A 16,765-nucleotide genomic window follows, 5' to 3' on the forward strand; every position below is an offset into this window, starting at 1 on the left:
GCGGGACAAGCCCGCCTTCATGAAGTGCATCGGTGGTTTCGCCAGGCCTACTTCAACCGGCCGCTTGCATGGGCCAGCATGGTATAGACCTTGCCGGTGTCGGACGTCAGGTAGGTCTGCGTCATCATGTTGTCGCGGTCGTTGCGGCCGACATCCTGCAGAAGCTTCTCGAAGTCGCGGCAGTAGCGGTCCACGGCAGTGCGGAACTCCGCGTCTGACTGGTACTTGCGGCGGATCTCCTCGAAGGTCTGCTGGCCCTTGAGCGTGTAAAGCCGGCGCGTGAAGACGTTGCGTTCGCCACGGCGATACCGGTTCCAGAGCTCGATGGACGCTTCGTGGTCGATCGCGCGGGCGATGTCGACCGAAAGCGAGTTGAGCGACTCGACCAGATGCAGCGGAGACCGCTCGCCGGTGGGGGCAGGCGCGGCAGGCTCCTCGTCGCGCGACGCGCCACGCAGCAGATCCTTGACCCATCCGCCCGACGGCGCCTCGGCCGCACGCTCCTTGACGGGGGCGTCGAGACCACCGCGTAGCGGGGCGTCGGCAAGCGGAGCAGCCGGCTGGCTCAGGGGAGCGGCAGGCGGAGGCGGCAGCGAGGGACCGTTGCCACGGGCAGGGGCCTTGCGGTCCGAAGCATCGAAGGCACGGCCGGACTTGGCGACGATGTCGGCCAGTTCCTTCAGCGCATTGATCTGCTCGCTGACGGCACGACGCATCGCAGACGTCGACTGCTTGGTCTCCTCAGGCAGTTCCATCACGCCCTTCTTGACCTCGGCGCGGGTCTGCTCCAGCTCGCCCCGGATGCTGCCGACCGAGCGACGGATTTCCTCGGTCGCCTCGGCAAAGCGCTTGGCGGCGCCGTCGACCACCTCGGCGATGGACGAGCGAATCTGCTCGGTCGAGGCACGGGTGCGGGTCTCCGCCTTTTCCAGCGCGCGTCCGACCAGATCCTCGAACGACTGCATGACCCGTTCGATATCCTCCGACTTCTTGACGAGGCCGACGGCGAGCTTTTCGAGCGCCTCCTGGCGCCCGTCCAGCGTCGATGCGAGGCCGTCCTGTGCGGATCCGAGCATTTCGGAGGCGGAGCTGAGCACCTTCGCGTGATCGTCGAAGCGCGTCGCGATGGCCGCGATGTCCTTGAGCGTCGAAGTCGACAGATCGGTGAGGCGACCAGCATTGGAGTCGATGAGGCGTGCGGAACTGGCGAATGACTGTGCCGCCCGCTCGGTGCTGCTTGCGAAGCGCTCGGTCGTGCCGAGGACCTTCTCGTCGAGGCTGACGAGGTTGTTCGCCGCCAGGTCGACCAACTCATGCAGCCTGTCGTTGGACGAGGTCAGCCGGTCGATGAGGCTGGTGACGTTGTCCGACAGGCTGTTGCTGGCCGCGTCCACGGCGGTGAGCGTCTCGGCCGTACGCGTTGCAAGCGCGTTGACCAGAGCCGCGTTCTGCTGGCGCAGGCGTTCGGTTGCCTGCTCCGTGGCGATCTCCAGGCTCTTCTGAAGCTCGCCGCCGCTTTCGGCGAAACGCTGGACCAGCGGTGCCGCGCGCTCGTCGAGGATACGCGACAGCTCGGTCGAACGGGCAGCAAGCAGGGCGTTGAGCTCACGCGTGCGATCGTCGATTGCGGCGGTCGCCTCGTGGGTCGACTGCCCGATCTGCTCGTTGACCGAGGCAAAGCTGGCGGAGACGGCACTGGCGCGGGCGGCGAGGCCGGCCTCGACGTTGCCGATCTGCTCGTGCAGCTTGTCGCCAATCTGCGCCACACCGGCATTGAGGCGTTCCTCGGCGCGCGCGACATCGTCTTCGATGCGTGCGCCAAGCATTCCAGCGCCGGCGGCAAGACGGCGATCGGCACCTTCGAGGCTCTCGACAATGGCGGACGCGCGTGCCTCAAGCTCCGCTGCCGTCTGCTGCGTACGCGACAGGATCGCGTCGTCAGCCCTGGCGAACACGTCGCTGAGCGCCGAGGCGTGCTGGGCGAGCCGCTTGTCGGCACCGTCGAACGATGCGGCGATCTCGGAGGCGCGAGCCGTAAGCGACTGAGCCAGTGCGTCGACCTCGCTACCAAGCTGCGAGCCGGAGAGGCTGATGCGGTCGGCAAGGCGCTTGTCGATCTCCTCGAAGGACGCGGAAATCTCGGCTGTCCGGGAAGCCAGCGTATCCCCAATCGTGTCGACCTTGCTGCCAAGCTCGGCTCCGGAGACTGCGATGCGATCGGCCAGGCGCTGATCGGCATCGTCGAAAGCGATGCGGATCTCCGCCGCCCGTGCGGTGAACATGCCCGCGGCATGGTCCGCGTGGCCGCGCAGCTCTTCGCCAGTCGTGCGGGCACGCTCGGACAGACGGCGGTCCACATCGTCGAAGGCCTCGGTGACTTCACCCACGCGCGCCGACAGCGCCTGCGCAGTCTCTTCGGCGCGTGCGGCGATGCGCGCATCTGCTTCGGCGACGGCCTTAGCCGCTTCTTCGCCAAGCGATGCGGTGGCTTCCAGCACCTTGTCGCGCAGCGAGCCGGCGACAACTACGGCACTGCCTTCGAGTGCGCTGCGAACATTGTCGACGCCGACATTGAGCGCGCGCTCCATGGTCTGCGTGCGCTCCTCGATGACACCGGCCTGACGGGCGAAGGTTTCCTCGATCCGGGAGAGGTCTTCGCCCAGTGCACCGCGAACCTGTTCCGCGCCCTGATGCAGGGCATCGGCGAGGGCACTCGTGCGGGCTTCAATCACACCGCTCTGATTGTTGAAGGCGTGTTCGATGCGCTCGATGTCGTCGCCGAGGGCATTGCGAACCGCTTCGGCACCGCCCGACAACGTGTTTTCGAGCGCCTTGGTCCGCGCCTCGATGACGCCGGTCTGACGGGCGAATGTCTCGTCGATACGCGTCAGGTCCTCGCCGAGCGCGTTGCGCACGCTTTCGGAGCCACTGATGAGGGCATCGCGAAGCGCCTGGGTGTGGGCGCCGATAACACCGCCCTGGCGCGCGAACGTTTCCTCGATCTTGCCAAGGTCTTCGCCGAGCGCCTCGCGCAGGCTTTCGGAGCCGCCGGCAAGCGTTTCCCGAAGCGCCTGGGTGTGGCCCTCGATGACGCCGCCCTGGCGTGCGAAGGCTTCCTCGATCTTGCCGAGGTCGTCGCCAAGTGCGTTGCGGATGTTGTCCGCACCCGCATAGAGCGCGCTTTCGATCGTCTTGGTGCGGGTCTCGATGACGTTCTGCTGATGCGTGAAGGCTTCGTCGATCTTCGTGAGGTCGGCCTCCAGTGCGCCGCGCACGCGTTCGGCACCGGCCGACAGCGTGCCTTCGATCGCCTGTGCGCGTTCGTCGATGCGAGCGAGATCGGCATCGAGCGTGCCGCGCAGGCGCTCGGCGCCAGCGAAAAGCGCGCCTTCGATGGCCTGGGCACGTTCGTCGATCTGACCGACATGGCTTGCCAGAGCCTCGTCAATGCGGGTGACTTCGCTGCCAAGCGCACCGCGCATCTGGTCGACGCTGCGGCCGAGTGCGGCCTGCAGATCGAGCGTGCGTTCGCCGATCACATTGGTCTGCCGGTCGAATGCGTCCTCGACCTTCGCGATGTCGACCGAGATGGCTGTGGTAAGGTCCTTCTGCCGCGCTTCGAGCGCACGCAGATGCTCGCCGGCCACCGTATCGAGGCCGTCGCGGGCCTGCTTGATGCGGGTGAGATCGCTGTCGAGCATGTCTGCGATCTGTTGACGACCTTCGGCAAACTTCTCCACATGGCCGGTAACGGCGGCATCCACCGCCGCGCGGGCCTCGGTCAGCTTGCGCAGGTCGTCGTCCAGCGCCTTGACCATCATCTCGCGACCTTCGGCCAGCTTTTCGACATGGCCGGTCATCGCGCCGTCGATGCTCTGGCGCGACTGCTCGATCCGCTGCAGGTCAGCTTCGAGCGCCTGGGCGATCATGTCGCGACCGCCGGCAAGGCGGGCCGCAAAATCGGAGGCGCGTCCTTCGAGCATGGTCGAGGTCGACATGACCAGCTCGGCCATTTCCGACCCGATGCGTGCTTTCGTCTCGTCGATGAGGCTGCTTACGCCGTTCTTGCCGTCGGTGAAGGTCTGCGCGATCTCGCGGGAACGCTCGACCAGCGTCTCGTTGATCTGGCGGGCGCGGGCTTCCAGCGCCGCGTTGAGCTTCTGCGTGCCTGTGTCGAGCGCCTCGGCGCGTGTCTGGAACTCGTGGATGAGTGCCTGACCGCGTTCCCGCAACGTCGCTTCAATGCCCTCGAGGCGGGCGTTCAGCTCATTGTTGAGCGAGGTCGTAGCACCGCCCAGCAGCGAAACCATGCCGGTCGTGCGCTCGTCGAGCATCTGCGACAGCGAGCGGGTCACGTCGTCGGTGCTTTCCGTCAGGCGCGCGATGCGGGTGTCGAGCAGGCTCGCGAAGGCTTCGCCGGACGTGGTTATGCGATCGGAAATCGTTTCCAGGCGCTGGTCGATGGCGTCGTACATCGACGAGCCGCTCTCGTTGATGCGGTCGACGAGTTGGGCGCCAGAATCGGAAATGGTGTTGCTGAGCCGTGACGAGACGCCGAGAATGTTCTGGCGAATGACGTCGCTCGCCGAATCGAGCTCCTCTTTAAGCGTTTCGTGGGCACCAGAGATCGACGCGCGAACGCGCTCGGCATGCGTGACGACTGCCTCGCGCTCGCTCCCGAGACCGTCGATGAGCGTGCGGATGCGGCTCTCATTGTCGGTATAGGCGCGCTCCAGCTCGTTGACTTCCGTATGGACCAGCGTTTCGAGCTCGACTGCACGGGCAAGGGTGCGCTCGATGCCTTCACCCATTGCCTGAACTTCGCGACGCACTGCCTGGCCAACCATCATGACGCGGTCGGTGGCTAGATGCTCGGGCTCGGCAAGGCGGAATGCGACCTCGGTCATCGACTGGGCGGCCAGGCGCATTTCCTGCGCGCGGCGGATCATGACGGCAAAGCCCCAGAACAGGATGATGGGAACGATGATCGCCACGATGAGGCCGAGGATCTGCGGCGTCGCCATCAACTGCTGGATGGAGCGCACTTCCCAGATGGCCGGAGCAAACAGCATGTGGCCCATGATCATGCCGCCCGCGACCCATGCGAGCGAAAGCAGGGTGACCAGCCAATAGATGGCGCCGGGGCTCGACCGGCGCAGTTGCTGTTGCAGCGAACGGTAGTCCTTCTGGCGGTCGTCGTTGGCGTGGGCAAATGCGGACGGCGTTGCTGCTGCCGGCGGGTCCAGCGGCCGCAGATCGGATGCGGCGGCGTTTGCCGCGGGCTTCGGGCCGGCCGGTGCTGGCTTGGTCGCGGCGACAGCGGGCTTTGCCGGCTGCTCGACTTTCTTCTCCGGCGCAGGCGCCGCCTGGACCGCGCTGGCGCGCGAATCGCGCGCGAGGTCTTCAGCCGCCTTGGATATCTGGGCCTCGAACTCGGCCATCGAACCGGCTACATCCAGGCCGCCCGGCTCGTCATCGACGAACAGATCGATGTCCAGAGCGTCTTCGAGTTCCTTGGCCACTTCGCTGTCGAGAGTGGTCGTCGTCGTTGCTTTACGCGCCATGCCGCTACTACCCTGTACTCGTTTGGCGGGTCGCCTTACCGGCGCCTCGTTCCCGCTCTTTGGGCCTGATACGGGCCATAGCGTATCGTACTGGGACAGGCCGACAAAGGAAACTGCGTTTCGGCGCCATGTGTAAAACTTTAAACATAGGGTTAACAGCCGGACACCAAACAGGTTTTCGCAATCGTTACCGCCATGCGGAAAGGGCGTATCCGCAGACAGCGCGTTAACCGCTTCTCTACCCCGAAACGGCACACTCGTTCCCCACCTGCAAACGGCCGGCAAGGGGATTGGGACGGTGAAGGATCTGGATAGTGCCGCGTTCGGCAAGCCCGGCGGCGAGACATGCGAACCGTCGAAGGCGAGACCGATAGATCTCGTTCACCTCTCGCGGCAGACGCTCGGAGACCGCGCGCTCGAGCAGGAGGTGCTGGGCATGTTCGTGGTGCAGCTCGCGGCCGCGCGCGAAAACCTCGCCGCTGCAAATGAGGCCGATCGACGGATGATCGCCCACACGCTTAAGGGTACGGCCCGTGGCTTGGGTGCATTCAAGCTCGGTGACTGCGCAGCCGCCATCGAAGATACACCGGAGAACGAGGCGCTGATCGCTCGCCTGTCCAAGGCTATCGACGAGGTTCATGACTTCGTGGCTGCGATCAACAGATAGAGAGGGAGCGGCCGTGGTCATGCGCCACGGTTGACTTGAGGTGGCAGGTGAGTATCTGTCGCGCCGAAACTGGCCGACGGCCAGCGCGACTAAGGCAACTCAATGACGAAGATTACCTACATCGCCTTCGACGGCACGCGCTTCGAAGTGGACGCGGAGAATGGCTCCACGGTCATGGAAAATGCGATCCGCAACTCCGTTCCGGGCATCGAGGCCGAATGCGGAGGCGCCTGCGCCTGCGCGACATGTCACGTTTACGTGGACGAAGCCTGGACGGACGTTGTCGGTCCGCCCGAGGCCATGGAAGAGGATATGCTGGACTTCGCCTACGAGGTGCGGCCGACCTCGCGGCTTTCGTGCCAGATCCGCGTGCGCGACGAGATCGACGGCCTCGTCGTCAGCATTCCCGAACGTCAGGGCTGAACGCCGTTCAGCTTGGTGGGATCTTTCCCGATTCGATGCGTTCCATCCGGTAGTCCATGAGGCGCATCAGACGGCGCTCGAAATTGATGCCCTCGATCCTGTCGAAATCGTCCTGCGCCTTGTCGTGCGCTGTAAGCACGCGCGCGGTCGTTGCCGCTGCCTTCTCCTGAGCAACCTCGCAATTGGCCTCGTTTCGGATATTGAGCAGTTCCTGCTCCATCTGACGGGCGTGGTTGCGCGCGATGACCACGTGGCTCTCCTCGTGGCGGCGGATGTCGGCCGAAAGCGTGTCCCAGACGAAACGTGTTTCGCCGCTTGCCCGCTTGCGCCTGTTCCAGCGCGGCAGGATCATGTTCGCCTTGACCTGCACATTCGCCTCGACGACGTTGCAGCGGCCTTTGCTTTCACTGTAGCCGACGCGGGTCGTGAACTCCATGCGCGTTGCGCCAGGGTGCCGTGACCCGGCGCTTCCGACCTGCGGCCCACGCTTCTTGAGTTCGCCTTCGATTTCCTCAAGCGTCGTCCCGCCAATGGTGAAATAGGTGTAGGTTCGCGACATGCTCGCGCCATGCGAGGGCAGGCTGGCAAGCGCCACGATGCCGGCAGCGAGGACAAGCTTCTTCATGGCGTCTCCTTATCGAGCGGCACTGTGAGCCGGGCACGGCAGTCAAGGCAATCGACATTGTCGCACTGCTTTGTAACGAGCCCGTTATCGCAGCACTGCACCGCCGAGCGCAATGTTGGCGATAACAACATTGCATTTGCCGCTGCACGGCCTCAAAACGCGTCCGAGGCATTTCCCGGAAACGCAGATGTTCGAACGCTATATCTGGCCACTCGCTCACGGACGCTCCCTCGAACTGGGGCCAGAGGCAAGGATCATGGGCGTGCTGAACGTCACGCCGGACAGTTTTTCGGATGGCGGACGCTATGCGCAGGCCGATGCCGCGCTGACCCAGGCGCGACGCATGGTGCACGAGGGCGCATCGATCGTCGATGTCGGGGGGGAATCGACGCGCCCCGGAGGTGCGGCCGTGTCGCCGGCCGAGGAGCAGGCCCGTATCCTGCCGGTGATCGAAGCCCTTGCCGCCGAGGGCGATACGCTGATTTCGGTCGACACTTACCGCGGGGAGACTGCCCGGCTTGCCGTGCAGGCCGGCGCGCACATCGTGAACGACGTCTGGGGCCTGCAGCGGGAACCCGGCATCGCGCGCGTGGCGGCAGCGACCGGGGCAGGGCTTGTGGTGATGCACACCGGGCGCGAGCGCACGAAGCTTGCCGACCCTATTGCGGATCAGGTTGCCTTCCTGTCGCGGTCGCTGGAGATCGCGCGTGACGCGGGCGTGGATGAACAACGCATCCTGCTCGACCCCGGTTTCGGATTCGCCAAGGAGACACCGGAGGAGAATCTGGACTTGATGGCGCGGTTTTCCGAGTTGTCGTCACTCGGCCGGCCGTGGCTTGTCGGGACGTCGCGAAAGCGCTTCGTGGGCGCGGTGACCGGACGCGAGCCTGATGAGCGTGGACCTGGAACGGCTGCCACGAGCGTGATCCTGCGGCTGCAAGGTGCCGTCATTTTTCGGGTGCATGATGTCGCAATCAACAAGGACGCGTTGCGCTTTGCCGATGCTATGGTTGCGCGTGGTATGGCAGCAGGCAGGGGTGCCGCCGGCTGACGGCGCGGAGGAATGTCGATGTATACGATCCGGATGAAGAACTGCGCCTTTTTCGCTCGCCACGGCGTGCTGGACGAGGAAGAGACGCTGGGGCAGCGCTTCTATGTGGATGCGGTCCTGGACGTGGTGCCCGATAGTGCCCTTGAGAGCGATTCAATAGACGCGACAGTCGATTACGGCGTTGCCTTCATCGAAATCGAGAAGATTATCACCGGCAAGCGCCGCTTCCTGATCGAGGCGCTGGCGCTCGATGTGGCCAAGGCCCTTTGCCGTTCGTTTCCGCAAATCCGTCGGGCAGAAATCACCGTACGCAAGCCGAATGCACCGGTGCCGGGCGTGCTGGATTATGTCGAGGTCACGGTTGTCTGGCCCCAGCAGGGTTGAAACCCCGTCACTTCCGGATTGTGTCGCATGAACACGGTAACAGACGGTACCCGGGCCTATCTCGGGCTGGGGGGAAATCTCGGAGATCCGGCGGCGGCCATGGCATCCGCGCTGCGCGTGCTCGATGCGAATGCGGCAGTGTCGGTCGTGGCTGTCTCGTCGATCTATCGCACCCCGCCATGGGGGAAGACCGATCAGCCGGACTTTATGAATGCCGTCGCCGCCGTCGATACGACACTGTCGCCCCGCGCGCTTCTCGACCTGTGCCTTGAAACGGAGCGCGCGCTCAAGCGCGTGCGGGCCGAGCGCTGGGGCCCGCGTGTGATTGACATGGATATTCTGCTGTTCGGCAGTGAGCGGATCAACGAAGAGGGGCTGCAGGTGCCGCACCCGCGTATGGGCGAGCGCGCGTTCGTATTGGCGCCTCTGGCGGAGATCGCGCCGGACGTGATCGTGGACGGCGAGACCGCGGCCGGACGGCTCGCTGGCGTGGACACGACTGGCATCGATCGGTTGCCGGGCGGCAACGACTGGTGGCGGCGCCTCTGAAGCCCCTCAAGGTTACAATCAGCCGGGCGCGGCTTCTTCTCCCGATGCCGCCGCGCGACGGATCGCTTCGGCAGCCTCCTCGTTGCCGGCGCTGCCACCCCGTTTTGGCGTTGCCAGCGGTGTCGGTGTCGGTTGATTGCCCTTCAGAAGCTGGTTGCCGGCATAAATTCCGCCGACCACCTGGATTTCCAGCCGTTCCGCATCCCGTCGGCGCACCTCGTCCATCAACTCGTCCGCTTCCTCGTCGGGGACGCCGAGCGTCTCGAGCGTTGCGCGACCGAAGGCAAAGGCCGAATGCAGGGTCTCGCGTATCTGGTAATCGACGCCGGCCTTGATCAGCTCGATTGCCGCGCCACGATCGAATGCGCGGGCCATGACGGTTGCCAGCGGGAACTCGGCCTTGATGTGCTCGACGATGCGCAAAGCCGCCTCGGGCTTTTCGACGCAGACGAGAATGGCCTTGGCATGGTCGGCGCCGGCAGCGTGCAGAATGTCGAGCCGCGTGCCGTCGCCGTAATAGACCTTGAAGCCGAATTCCGCAGCCGCCTGGATCATCTCGACGTCGTCGTCGATGATCGACACCTCCTCGCCGCGCAAAAGCAGCGGTTGGCTGACGATCTGGCCGAAGCGGCCGAAACCGATCACGAGAACGCTGCCGCGCATGTCGTGGGCGACTTCGACGCCATCCATGGATTGTTCCGGCTCCGGCGTCAGGCGCTTCAGCGCCATCATCGCAAAGGGCGTCAGGACCATCGAAACGATGACGGTCGAGGTGAAAATGGCGTTCACTGTCGCGTCAATAAGCCCGACATTGGCAGCGGTTGCGTAAAGCACGAAGGCGAACTCGCCGCCCTGCGCCATGATGACGGCGCGTTCCAGGGCTTCCGAATGGCTCGTCTTGAGCAGCCGCGCGACGACGTAGATGCCGATCGCCTTGACGATCATGAAGGCCAGGACCGCCGTAGCGATGAGGCCCCAGTTCTGCGCGATGACACCGAGATCGAGCGCCATGCCGACGCCAAGGAAGAATAGCCCCAGCAGGATGCCGCGGAATGGCTCGATATCGGCCTCGAGCTGATGGCGAAAGGTCGATTCCGAAAGGAGCACGCCAGCCAGAAAGGCGCCCATCGCCATGGAAAGCCCGCCGAGCTGCATCGCAAGCGCCGAGCCCAGAACCACCAGTAGCGCCGCCGCTGTCATTACCTCGCGGGCGCCGGCCTGCGCCAGCACACGGAACAGGGGGTTGAGCAAGAAGCGCCCGACGAGCACAAGACCAGCGATGGAGCCGAGCGCGATGGCTATGGACACCCAGCGCGACCCGGCCTCCGCCTCGCCAGAGCCCGGCGCGATGAACGCAACGAATGCAAGCAGCGGCACAATCGCGAGATCCTCCAGCAGCAGGATGGAGACGATGCGCTGACCCTTAGGAGTGGACATTTCACCCCGCTCGTTGAGCACCTGGAAAACGATCGCTGTCGAGGTCAGGACGAAGCCCACGCCGAAGACAAACGCAACGGCGGGATCATATCCGAGCAGAATGCCGACGCCTGTAAGCAGCAATCCGCATGTCGCGACCTGCAGGACGCCCAGCCCGAGGATTTCGCCGCGCAGGCTCCACAGGCGCGACGGTTGCATCTCCAGGCCGATCACGAAAAGGAACATGACAACGCCGAGTTCGGCGACGCTGATGATCGTCTCCGGGTCGCTGAACAGCCCGATGCCGAAGGGGCCGATCGCGAGACCGGCCGCCAGATAACCCAGAACCGAATCGAGACCGAAGCGCTTGAACAGCGGAACCGCCACGACGCCTGCGGCCAGCAAGGCCACGACCGGAACGAGATCGACGCCGTGATGCGCTGCTTCAGCCGCCATGCCATGCCTCCTGATGTTTGCGCGGAACCGCTCCGCGCGCAGTATCAAGCGCTATTAGTAGGCGGATGACAGGCGTGAGGGAATAGGTAGTCGTATGCGGAAGGCGGCTGTGTGTTTGCCGCCAGATTCAGCGGTTGCTGACCGAACCAACCGAGCGGGTGTCGACCCGCTTCAGATTCATGCCGATGACCGGAACCATTTCCTTGTCGACCTTGACCGAAACCGTGACGTGCATGGTGTCGTCGTCAGGCAGGCGCGCCAGCATTGCACCATTCAGCTGGTTGCGGTTGAGTGTCAGCACGACCTTGCCGTTGCTCACATCGCCCCCGACGACATCGAGCCCTTCGCCGAGCGCACCATCCATGAAGGTGCCGCGGTAGCCCTGCCGGCCCTTGTGCTCGATCTTGGCCGACATCTTCTGCGTGAACAGGCCGACGCGGCAACCGCCGTCGAGCGACATGCCGAGCTTGCCGTCCGGCGTAGCGCCCTTGAAGTTGCAGTTGAAACGGGTGCCCTTGTATTTGCCGGCGACGATTTCGCCAGGCCCGGACCATTCACCCTGAACCTTGCTGAAGAAGCGCTTGTCCTTCTCGGATGCAAGCGCGGGCGCAGCCACCAGAGAGGCAGCCGCAAGCGGCAGGAATGCGGTCAGAAATGCGCGTGCGATCATGGGACACCCGGCTACGACTTGACTGGGAACAGCGAGGCAAACCATGGCGAAGAATGGTTAACGCTTCGTCTACCCGTCTTTGGGCAGAGAATGGTCGAAGGCGCTAAAAGACGCAAGGTCATTCGCTGCTTTTGGTTTCCGTCGCGTTCTTACTGCGCACAAAAGTCGTCAGAGCGGCGAGAAAATCGGTCATGCCCGGCCGTCGCGCGGCTGCAAAGGGCAGGGGGCGTACGGTTTCCATGGCCGCGACGCCGATTCGCGCCGTCATCATGCCGTTGACCACGCCTTCGCCGAGCTTGGCCGAAAGCCTCGCGGCCAGCCCCTGGCCGACGATCTGGTGGACAAATTCGTCACCCGCAGCGATCGCGCCGGTGACCGCGAGGTGAGCCAGCACATCACGCGCCAGCCGGATGAAGCCCAGCGTGCCGGGACGCCCGCCGTAGAGTTCGGCCAGCCGCCGAATCAGGCGGCCTGCCTCGAAGAGGACATAGGCGATGTCGACCAGCGCGCGCGGGCTGACCGCGGTCACGACCGAGACACGCTTGGCAGCGTCGAGGATGAGCGTCTGCGCGCGTGCGTCGAGCGGCACCAGCAACTCTCTCTCCGCGAGGCGGACCAGGTCCGAACCGTCGATGACATCGTCCTCGAGTTCGGCAAGCGCGCGCCTGCCGGCCGCCGTTTCCGGCCTGCTGGAAACGAAGCGGGTCAGCTCGCCGACCACCTTGCGTGCCTCACGGGCGTCGTTATTGGCAAGCGCTTCGGCACCACGCCTGCGCAACGATTCCACCGAGTTAAGTCTGGCAAGCCCTACCAGTTCGCGCGCAAGGATCACGACCAGCGCGAGCGCTGCTACCGTTGCAACGCCGGCGGCAAACCACCCGAGCCAGTCGGAACGCGAGAAGAGTTCGCGGATCAGGCTTTCGGTCCACAGGCCGAGAGCCATCGAAACCAGAATGCCAAGTGCGGCAATGAAGATCGCGCCGAGCCTGGAGCGCTTTCGGGGCGGCGAGGCGGGCGGTGGTTCCGCGATCGCAGCGTCCGGCTCGTCGAAAATGTCGATCTCGGCCGGCGTGACGACTGCGGCCTGCGGTTTCACGGCGCGGGGCGCGCGCGGCGCTTCAGCCTTGGGGGGCGGCTCGGGCTTGCTGACGGGTTCGATGCGGAAGGCCGCGGGGCGTCTGGGTTCCTTCATGCGAGCTGGTCCCCGATGAGGAATTGCAGGGCGCGGTCGAGGCGGATGTGGGGCAGCGACAGCGTCAGCCCCTCGGCGGTTCTCTCCAGCTTCGGCGGACGGAAGCGCACGAAGCGAATGGGGGCGTCTGCCGCGCCTCCGGAATCCTTCCATGCCGCCGCAGCTTTTTCAGGCAAGTCACCGGGAAATATGGCCGTTTCGGTTTCGCCATCGAAGGTGTCGCCATTGATTCGTTCGCCGGCAATCGGCGTTCCGATGATGACCGGCAGCGTATCGCGGCCCTGCTTGACCGTGCCCTCACGGGTGGCGCGCACGGCCGCCATGGCCAGCACTTCGACCTCCGCACCCGAAAAGCTCGCGCGCTCGATCGCCCGGTCTGCGAGGCGGCGCACGATGGCCTGGAGCCGGTCGTGGCTCTCATGATGGATATGGTCGGCCTTGGTGGCAGCGATCAGAATGCGGTCGATGGTTCGCGAAAACAGGCTGGTCAGCATGTTGCCGCGTCCCTGGCGGAAACAGGCAAGGATCTCGGTCAGCGCGCGCTCCAGGTCAGCTACGGCTTCGGGTCCGGCATTGAGCGCCTGCATGGCGTCGATCAAAACGATCTGCCGGTCGAGCCGCGCGACATGCTCGCGGAAGAACGGTTTGACGACATGCGTCTTGTAGGCCTCGTAGCGGCGCTCCATCATCGCGCGCAGCGAACCGGGTTTGGCGCGTTCGCCGCCGAGCTCCGGCAAGGGCGAAAACGTGAGCGCCGGGGAGCCTTCAAGGTCGCCGGGCATCAGGAACCGGCCGGGCGGCAACGTCGACAATGCCCGCTCGTCCTCCTTGCAGGCCTTGAGATAGGCGGCGAAGGCCTCGGCCAGCCGCCGCGCAGTCATTTCGTCGGCAGGTGCGTCGGGGTCGGCGGCGCTCGCCAGCGCTGCCCACTCCGCGGAAAGGTCGGCGCGCACCGGCAGCCTGGCGAGATCGCAGGCGTCACGGGAGAAGTCGGCATAGTCCTTGCCGAGAAGCGGCAGGTCGAGCAGCCATTCGCCCGGATAGTCGACCACGTCCAGTGACAGTCGTCCGCGCGAGAAAAGCCGTCCCCAGCCGGATGCGGATTCATAGTCGATGGTCAGGCGCAGTTCGGATATCGCACGGGTGGAATCCGGCCAGATGCGTTCATCGACGAGAGCGGCGACATGATCCTCGTACTGGAAGCGCGGCACGGCATCGTCCGGCTGGTGTTCGAGATAGGCCCGCGAGATGCGCCCACTTTTCTGCGCCTCGAAGAGGGGCAGACGACCGCCATGGACGAGATTGTGAACCAGTGCTGTGATGAAAACCGTTTTGCCCGCCCGCGACAGACCCGTCACACCCAGCCGCAACGACGGTGAAACCAGGCCCGCCGCCCGTCCGGCCAGCGTGTCGATCGCGATGCGCGCCTCGTCGCCGATACTGGTCAGGGCAGCCAAAAGAAATATCTCGTGCTCATGGCAGCCGATATAGGTGCTGCAGGCCCCAATTGGAAAGAGCCATGGGAAATATCGCTGTTACGGGCGAGAGCTGACCGTCACAGATCGCGTGGAGCGACGAACTCCTCGAGGTAGCCGTCTTCAGGCGCGATGGACGAAAGGGGCGTCGAAAAGCGTATGACGGCAAGTCCACAGGTGGGAAAGCCACCAGCTACGGTTGCCAATGCATCTTTTTCGCCGCCGCACGACAGCGCCATGGCAAGGTCCTCCATCATCGGATTGTGGCCGACGACCAGCACAGAGCCGTCGCCGCCGGCACTGCGGATGATGTCGACGTAACCCGTGGCGTCCGAACTGTAGAGCTCGTCCATGTAGCGTACATCGGTGACAGGCAGATGCCGCGCCGCCGCCTCCCAGGTTTCGCGCGCACGCTTGGCGCCGGAACACAGCACGCGGTCCGGCATGTAACCGGCAAGCAGCATCGAGGCGGCAATGTTGTCGGCGTCGGCTTTGCCGGAAAGTTCGAGCGCGCGATCATAGTCTCGCGAGCCGGGTTCCGCCCATTTTGCCTTGGCGTGGCGCAGGAGATAGAGCCGGGACATGGGGACCTCACCGTTCCGGCCCTGCCGGAATGGCGATACCGGGCCCACCATGCTGGATTTAGCGGCCCGGCCAGCATCGCGCAACTGGACGCCGGCAGGACGATTTCAACGCGATCCAGCCGAGGAACCGGCGCGTCACAAGCGATTGCAGCGCCGTCGAAGGCGGAACGAATCGCTTTGACAAATGCGTGAATGCCTTTGCCTTAGCGCTTGTGCGGCTCCTAGCCCGCGAATATATAGGCGCCCGGACTGAAGTTTTGGGATTGAGTCGAATGTCAACAACTGTTCAAGCCGATTACGTCCCCACCGAAGACGAACCGTTCATGAACGAGCGTCAGAAGGCGTATTTCCGGGCCAAACTGGTTACCTGGAAGAACGACATACTGCGCGAAGCGCGTGAAACCCTCGAAATCCTGCAGCAGGAAAACGCCAACCTCCCCGATCTCGCCGACCGCGCGTCGTCCGAGACCGACCGCGCGATCGAGCTGCGTGCTCGTGATCGTCAGCGCAAGCTGATCTCCAAGATCGACGCGGCTCTGCAGCGGATCGACGAGGGTACCTATGGCTACTGCGAGGAGACTGGCGAGCCGATCGCGCTGCGGAGGCTGGATGCGAGGCCCATCGCTACGCTTTCAATCGAGGCGCAGGAACGTCACGAGCGCCGCGAAAAGGTCTATCGGGACGACTAAGGCAATTAACTCAGCGGCTTGAAGCCGCTTTTTTTTCGTCTCGCGTAAGCGTTGCCGGGCAAATTTCCGGCCCGCGAGGTGTTTGACGCTTTAGCGCTTGCTGGAGAGGTCGCCCAGCAGCCGGCTCATTTCGTCGTCGAGCGAGATTTCCGGGCTGACCGTGGCCTGGCGGCGGTGGTCGCCGTCCAGCGTGACCTGCAGTTCTTCCAGCAGCGCATCATCGATGTCGTCTACTTTTGTCGGCTCCGCCCGATGCGTTTCGGGGTCAGCGACAACCGGCCGAAGCGTTTGCACAGCCGGCGCGGGGGCGGGTGCAGGTGCTGGTTGCGGTGCCTGAGGTGTCGGCGCAGCGGAGGCATTGGTTGCCGGCGACGCCGGGAAACGCGGCTCGGCCGTTGCTGCGGGCGCGGGCGCGGGCTCCGCAACTGATACCCTTTGAGGGGCGGGCTGTTGCTGCTGGCGCGGTGGCGTTGCGCGAACGGCGATTTCCGATCGGGGCGCATGCGGCCTCTCGACCACCGGTTGGGGTGGCGTGGCGGGTGGCTGCGCGACCACAGGCATGTCGTCAGCCGGTTTGCGCGCTGGCGGCAGGAGGCGAATGTTCTGCTCCACGACGACATCGCTCGGCCCGCCGATCAGGATCAGGTGCTCGACATCGTCGCGCCGCACCAGCACCAGACGACGGTGGCTGTCGACGGCGGTCGCATCCATGACGGCAAGGCGCGCTTTGCGATTGCGCCCGCCGGCGACGAATGTGCCGAATGTGAAACCGCGCACGATCCGGATCACGATCAGCAGAACCAGCAGGACGATCAGCGCGACCACGGTCCACATAAGCGCCGGTGCATAATCCGGCCCGGCCACACTCTCCAACCATGCCTGCATGTCGCGTTCCCTTTGCTGCCGCGTGCTCCGCCTGCGCCTATATCGCTGCAAACAGTAGACGGGGTGATTGGTTGCGGCAAGCGGCGCTGTATGCCCGACGGCCTGGTTTCCCGGTGAAACTTGAGCGAAACCTGC

The 16,765-nt window shown here is 64.6% G+C and carries 14 protein-coding genes; 6 read left to right on the plus strand and 8 right to left on the minus strand.

All coding sequences use genetic code 11. The features are described 5' to 3' along the window. Positions 1 to 47: 47 nt before the first annotated feature. Positions 48 to 5,564 carry an apolipoprotein A-IV repeat region-like domain-containing protein gene (locus V1479_RS11440; protein ID WP_368802998.1) on the minus strand — a complete coding sequence of 1,839 codons (5,517 nt, stop codon included), beginning with the start codon at positions 5,562 to 5,564 and terminating at the stop codon, positions 48 to 50. Between the two features lie 298 nt (positions 5,565 to 5,862). Here V1479_RS11440 and V1479_RS11445 point away from each other — a divergent pair, with 298 nt between their 5' ends. Both V1479_RS11445 and V1479_RS11450 read left to right on the plus strand, forming a co-directional pair. After that, the gene (locus tag V1479_RS11445) at positions 5,863 to 6,231 is read left to right on the plus strand and encodes an Hpt domain-containing protein (RefSeq protein ID WP_368802999.1); all 369 of its coding nucleotides are present in this window, start codon (positions 5,863 to 5,865) and stop codon (positions 6,229 to 6,231) included. 102 nt (positions 6,232 to 6,333) lie between these two features. Then, on the plus strand, positions 6,334 to 6,654 hold the full coding sequence (locus V1479_RS11450; protein ID WP_173191305.1) for a 2Fe-2S iron-sulfur cluster-binding protein: 321 nt from the start codon (positions 6,334 to 6,336) through the stop codon (positions 6,652 to 6,654). A gap of 7 nt (positions 6,655 to 6,661) precedes the next feature. Here V1479_RS11450 and V1479_RS11455 read toward each other — a convergent pair whose 3' ends face one another. Then, positions 6,662 to 7,279: a DUF922 domain-containing Zn-dependent protease gene (locus V1479_RS11455; RefSeq protein ID WP_368803000.1), complete on the minus strand. Its 618-nt coding sequence runs from the start codon at positions 7,277 to 7,279 to the stop codon at positions 6,662 to 6,664. A gap of 187 nt (positions 7,280 to 7,466) precedes the next feature. Between V1479_RS11455 and folP the strand changes: the two genes are divergently transcribed. The 3 genes from folP to folK are packed head-to-tail and all read left to right on the plus strand — an operon-like array spanning position 7,467 to position 9,263. Continuing rightward, the gene (gene folP, locus V1479_RS11460; RefSeq protein ID WP_368803001.1) at positions 7,467 to 8,330 is read left to right on the plus strand and encodes a dihydropteroate synthase; all 864 of its coding nucleotides are present in this window, start codon (positions 7,467 to 7,469) and stop codon (positions 8,328 to 8,330) included. Between the two features lie 18 nt (positions 8,331 to 8,348). Next, positions 8,349 to 8,714 carry a dihydroneopterin aldolase gene (folB, locus tag V1479_RS11465; RefSeq protein ID WP_173191308.1) on the plus strand — a complete coding sequence of 122 codons (366 nt, stop codon included), beginning with the start codon at positions 8,349 to 8,351 and terminating at the stop codon, positions 8,712 to 8,714. Positions 8,715 to 8,741: 27 nt separating this feature from the next. Next, positions 8,742 to 9,263, plus strand: a complete 522-nt coding sequence (gene folK, locus V1479_RS11470; RefSeq protein WP_368803002.1) for a 2-amino-4-hydroxy-6-hydroxymethyldihydropteridine diphosphokinase — start codon at positions 8,742 to 8,744, stop codon at positions 9,261 to 9,263. A gap of 18 nt (positions 9,264 to 9,281) precedes the next feature. On the opposite strand, the gene V1479_RS11475 is transcribed toward folK, so the two are convergent. From V1479_RS11475 to V1479_RS11495, 5 genes are all read right to left on the minus strand, one after another. Beyond that, positions 9,282 to 11,135 (minus strand): monovalent cation:proton antiporter-2 (CPA2) family protein, encoded by a 1,854-nt coding sequence (locus tag V1479_RS11475; protein WP_368803003.1) that lies wholly within the window; start codon positions 11,133 to 11,135, stop codon positions 9,282 to 9,284. 127 nt (positions 11,136 to 11,262) lie between these two features. Continuing rightward, a complete protein-coding gene (locus tag V1479_RS11480; RefSeq protein ID WP_368803005.1) occupies positions 11,263 to 11,805 on the minus strand; it encodes a hypothetical protein in 543 nt (180 codons plus the stop codon). 118 nt (positions 11,806 to 11,923) lie between these two features. Then, complete coding sequence (locus V1479_RS11485) at positions 11,924 to 12,997, minus strand: YcjF family protein (RefSeq protein ID WP_368803006.1); 1,074 nt, start codon at positions 12,995 to 12,997, stop codon at positions 11,924 to 11,926. Next, positions 12,994 to 14,454: a YcjX family GTP-binding protein gene (locus tag V1479_RS11490; RefSeq protein ID WP_368803007.1), complete on the minus strand. Its 1,461-nt coding sequence runs from the start codon at positions 14,452 to 14,454 to the stop codon at positions 12,994 to 12,996. The genes V1479_RS11485 and V1479_RS11490 overlap by 4 nt, the downstream gene beginning before the upstream one ends. A gap of 98 nt (positions 14,455 to 14,552) precedes the next feature. Beyond that, positions 14,553 to 15,056 carry a SixA phosphatase family protein gene (locus V1479_RS11495; RefSeq protein WP_368803008.1) on the minus strand — a complete coding sequence of 168 codons (504 nt, stop codon included), beginning with the start codon at positions 15,054 to 15,056 and terminating at the stop codon, positions 14,553 to 14,555. 272 nt (positions 15,057 to 15,328) lie between these two features. On the opposite strand from V1479_RS11495, the gene dksA reads away from it, so the two are divergent. Next, positions 15,329 to 15,745 carry an RNA polymerase-binding protein DksA gene (dksA, locus tag V1479_RS11500; protein WP_173191326.1) on the plus strand — a complete coding sequence of 139 codons (417 nt, stop codon included), beginning with the start codon at positions 15,329 to 15,331 and terminating at the stop codon, positions 15,743 to 15,745. 90 nt (positions 15,746 to 15,835) lie between these two features. On the opposite strand, the gene V1479_RS11505 is transcribed toward dksA, so the two are convergent. Beyond that, entirely contained in the window at positions 15,836 to 16,630 is a 795-nt protein-coding gene (locus tag V1479_RS11505; RefSeq protein WP_368803009.1) for a hypothetical protein, read from the minus strand. Positions 16,631 to 16,765: the final 135 nt, after the last annotated feature.

The sequence above is a fragment of the Neoaquamicrobium sediminum genome (assembly GCF_040970315.1).
GTDB lineage: Bacteria > Pseudomonadota > Alphaproteobacteria > Rhizobiales > Rhizobiaceae > Aerobium > Aerobium sediminum.